The 2,313-nt window shown below is 68.3% G+C and carries 2 protein-coding genes and 1 tRNA gene; 2 read left to right on the forward strand and 1 reads right to left on the reverse strand.

Going from position 1 to position 2,313, the window contains the following annotated elements; all coding sequences use genetic code 11:
• Positions 1–75: 75 nt before the first annotated feature.
• Positions 76–148: transfer RNA gene (locus QH283_RS20815), tRNA-Lys, on the reverse strand.
• A gap of 436 nt (positions 149–584) precedes the next feature.
• Here QH283_RS20815 and QH283_RS20820 point away from each other — a divergent pair.
• Together QH283_RS20820 and QH283_RS20825 are read left to right on the forward strand one after the other, a co-directional pair.
• Positions 585–1,814: a L,D-transpeptidase gene (locus tag QH283_RS20820; RefSeq protein WP_280504655.1), complete on the forward strand. Its 1,230-nt coding sequence runs from the start codon at positions 585–587 to the stop codon at positions 1,812–1,814.
• A 136-nt stretch (positions 1,815–1,950) separates the two neighbouring features.
• Complete coding sequence (locus tag QH283_RS20825) at positions 1,951–2,166, forward strand: hypothetical protein (protein ID WP_280504654.1); 216 nt, start codon at positions 1,951–1,953, stop codon at positions 2,164–2,166.
• The last annotated feature ends 147 nt before the right edge of the window (positions 2,167–2,313 follow it).

Genomic DNA, 2,313 nt, shown 5'->3' on the forward strand with positions numbered 1-2,313 from the left:
CCTATTGGGGTTTGCGGGGGTGTCCCCAAAATTAAACCGCCCCGCGCGTCTCGCGGTGGGGCCCTTCTCGTACTGTGCGCCATCAGGGACTCGAACCCCGAACCCGCTGATTAAGAGTCAGCTGCTCTGCCAATTGAGCTAATGGCGCGTGCCCCGGTTTCGGTCTTGCTCCGTGTTCCGGTGCGGGACAAACATTAACAGCAGGAAGCGGCAGAAGTGAAATCGCCTGGTCAGAGACCCTTTCCTTGCCGCTGTTCGCGGTAGCCGCGCCGGTCACGCGCGGGGGCGGCAGGGATGCGAGGGCGTCCACACGGGGACGGGTGGCGGTCCGTAACGGAGGTGACGGTGTCCGCGATGCCTTCTCCGGGGAGCTTCTCTCGTCGCGCGTCGGCGCGACCCATCGGCGTGAGCGCGGTCATTGGACACCCTCCACCTGGCTGGCAGAATGACAGTCAGGTTCTCGACCGGACCGGCCGATGGGCGGTCGCGCGGTGGGTTGAGTTTCCGCATCGGTCGAATTCCAGCCGTCGTCACGTGTCGTTCGAACGTGCCCGACGGTGTCGAAACGTGAAATGGGGTTGATGATGAGCAGTGGTCATGGTCGGCGTCGAGCGCGAAGAACCCGCCGGACATCACGAGTGCTCACCCTTCCCGCGCTCGTCCTCGCCGTGCTCGCGCTCGCGCTGACGTCGTGTTCCACCTCGACGAGCGACAACGCCACGGTCGCCATCGATCGCAATCCGATCACCGAACTCATCAAGCCGAAGCTGCTGTCGCCGGTCAAGGACGGCGACAAGGGCGTCTCGCCGGGCATGCCGATGACCTTCGAGGTCCAGGACGGCCGCTTCACCGACGTCCAGCTGGTCAACGAGCAGGGCAAGGCGGTGCAGGGCGAGCTGGCCCCCGACGGGCGCAGCTGGTCGACCACCGAGGTCCTCGGTTACGGCCGCACCTACACCCTCGCCGCCCAGGCCGTCGGTCTCGGCGGCGCGAACTCCGCCACGCTGAGCTTCACCACCAGTTCACCGGACAACCAGACCAAGCCGTACCTGAGCCCCGGCGAGGGCGAGGTCGTCGGTGTCGGTCAGCCGGTGGCCATCCAGTTCGACGAGAACATCCCCGACCGCAGAGCGGCCCAGGAGGCCATCAAGATCACCACCACGCCACCGGTCGAGGGCGCCTTCTACTGGCTGAACAATCGCGAGGTGCGCTGGCGGCCGGAGAACTTCTGGGCGCCGGGCACCCGGGTCGACGTGGAGGTCGACGTCTACGGCGTGAACCTGGGCGACGGTCTCTACGGCCAGGAGAACATCACCTCGCACTTCGTCATCGGCGACGCGGTGATCTTCACCGCCGACGACAACACCAAGATGGTGACCGTCACCCGCAACGGCGAGGTGATCAAGGAGATGCCGACCTCGATGGGCAAGGACAGCACGCCCACCGACAACGGCGTCTACATCCTGGCCGACAAGCACGAGAAGATCGTGATGGACTCCTCCACCTACGGTGTCGCGGTGAACTCGCCCGACGGCTACCGCACCCCGGTGGACTACGCCGTGCGCATGTCCTACAGCGGCATCTTCTTCCACTCGGCGCCGTGGTCGGTGGGCGCGCAGGGCTACAGCAACACCAGCCACGGCTGCCTGAACCTCAGCCCGGCCAACGCCCGGTGGGTGTTCGAGAACGCCAAGCGCGGCGACATCGCCATCGTGAAGAACACCGTCGCCGGTACGCTCTCGGGCACCGACGGCCTCGGTGACTGGAACATCCCGTGGGAGGTCTGGAAGGCGGGCAACGCGGACATCTCGTAGTCAGTCCCGCTGTCGGCCCGGACCTGCCGGCCCGGAGCACGGCCACGGCCGCCACGACGATCCCCGTCGCGGCGGCCGAGTCGTTTCCGGGGACGATGGCGTCAGGCGTTGTTCAATCCCTGGAAGCGAGCGTCGGATGGCCGGCTACGAGGTGCGCAAGGTGCACGAGTGCGAGTTCTGCGATCGGCAGGAGGAGTCGCTCGGGGTGACCGCCGAACCGGGCGCCGCCGAGGCGCTCGCCGAGGCCGATGCGGGCGCGCGGCTGTCGTGGCGGCGGTTCGACGGCGGATTCCCGCTGTGGGCGGACGGAGACGACGGGGTCTGGGTCTACTACATCCACGAGCGCGCGTGATCCGCGCCGCGGACAGCGAGCGCGGGCGTGACGGGGATGCGCGGAACGCGGGGCCGGACGAAAGCGGGGGCCGCGCACCCCGGGCCGCCCCCCGCCGGCGGGGGGGGGGGGGGGGGGGAACCCCCCCCCCCCCCGCGCACAACCCGG

Source organism: Nocardia farcinica (assembly GCF_029867845.1).
GTDB lineage: Bacteria > Actinomycetota > Actinomycetes > Mycobacteriales > Mycobacteriaceae > Nocardia > Nocardia farcinica_A.

Excerpts from the sequence above, each read along its gene's own strand:
- QH283_RS20820 (WP_280504655.1), top strand. The coding sequence starts at position 585 with ATGAGCAGTGGTCATGGTCGGCGTCGAGCGCGAAGAACCCGCCGGACA.
- QH283_RS20825 (WP_280504654.1), top strand. The coding sequence starts at position 1,951 with ATGGCCGGCTACGAGGTGCGCAAGGTGCACGAGTGCGAGTTCTGCGAT.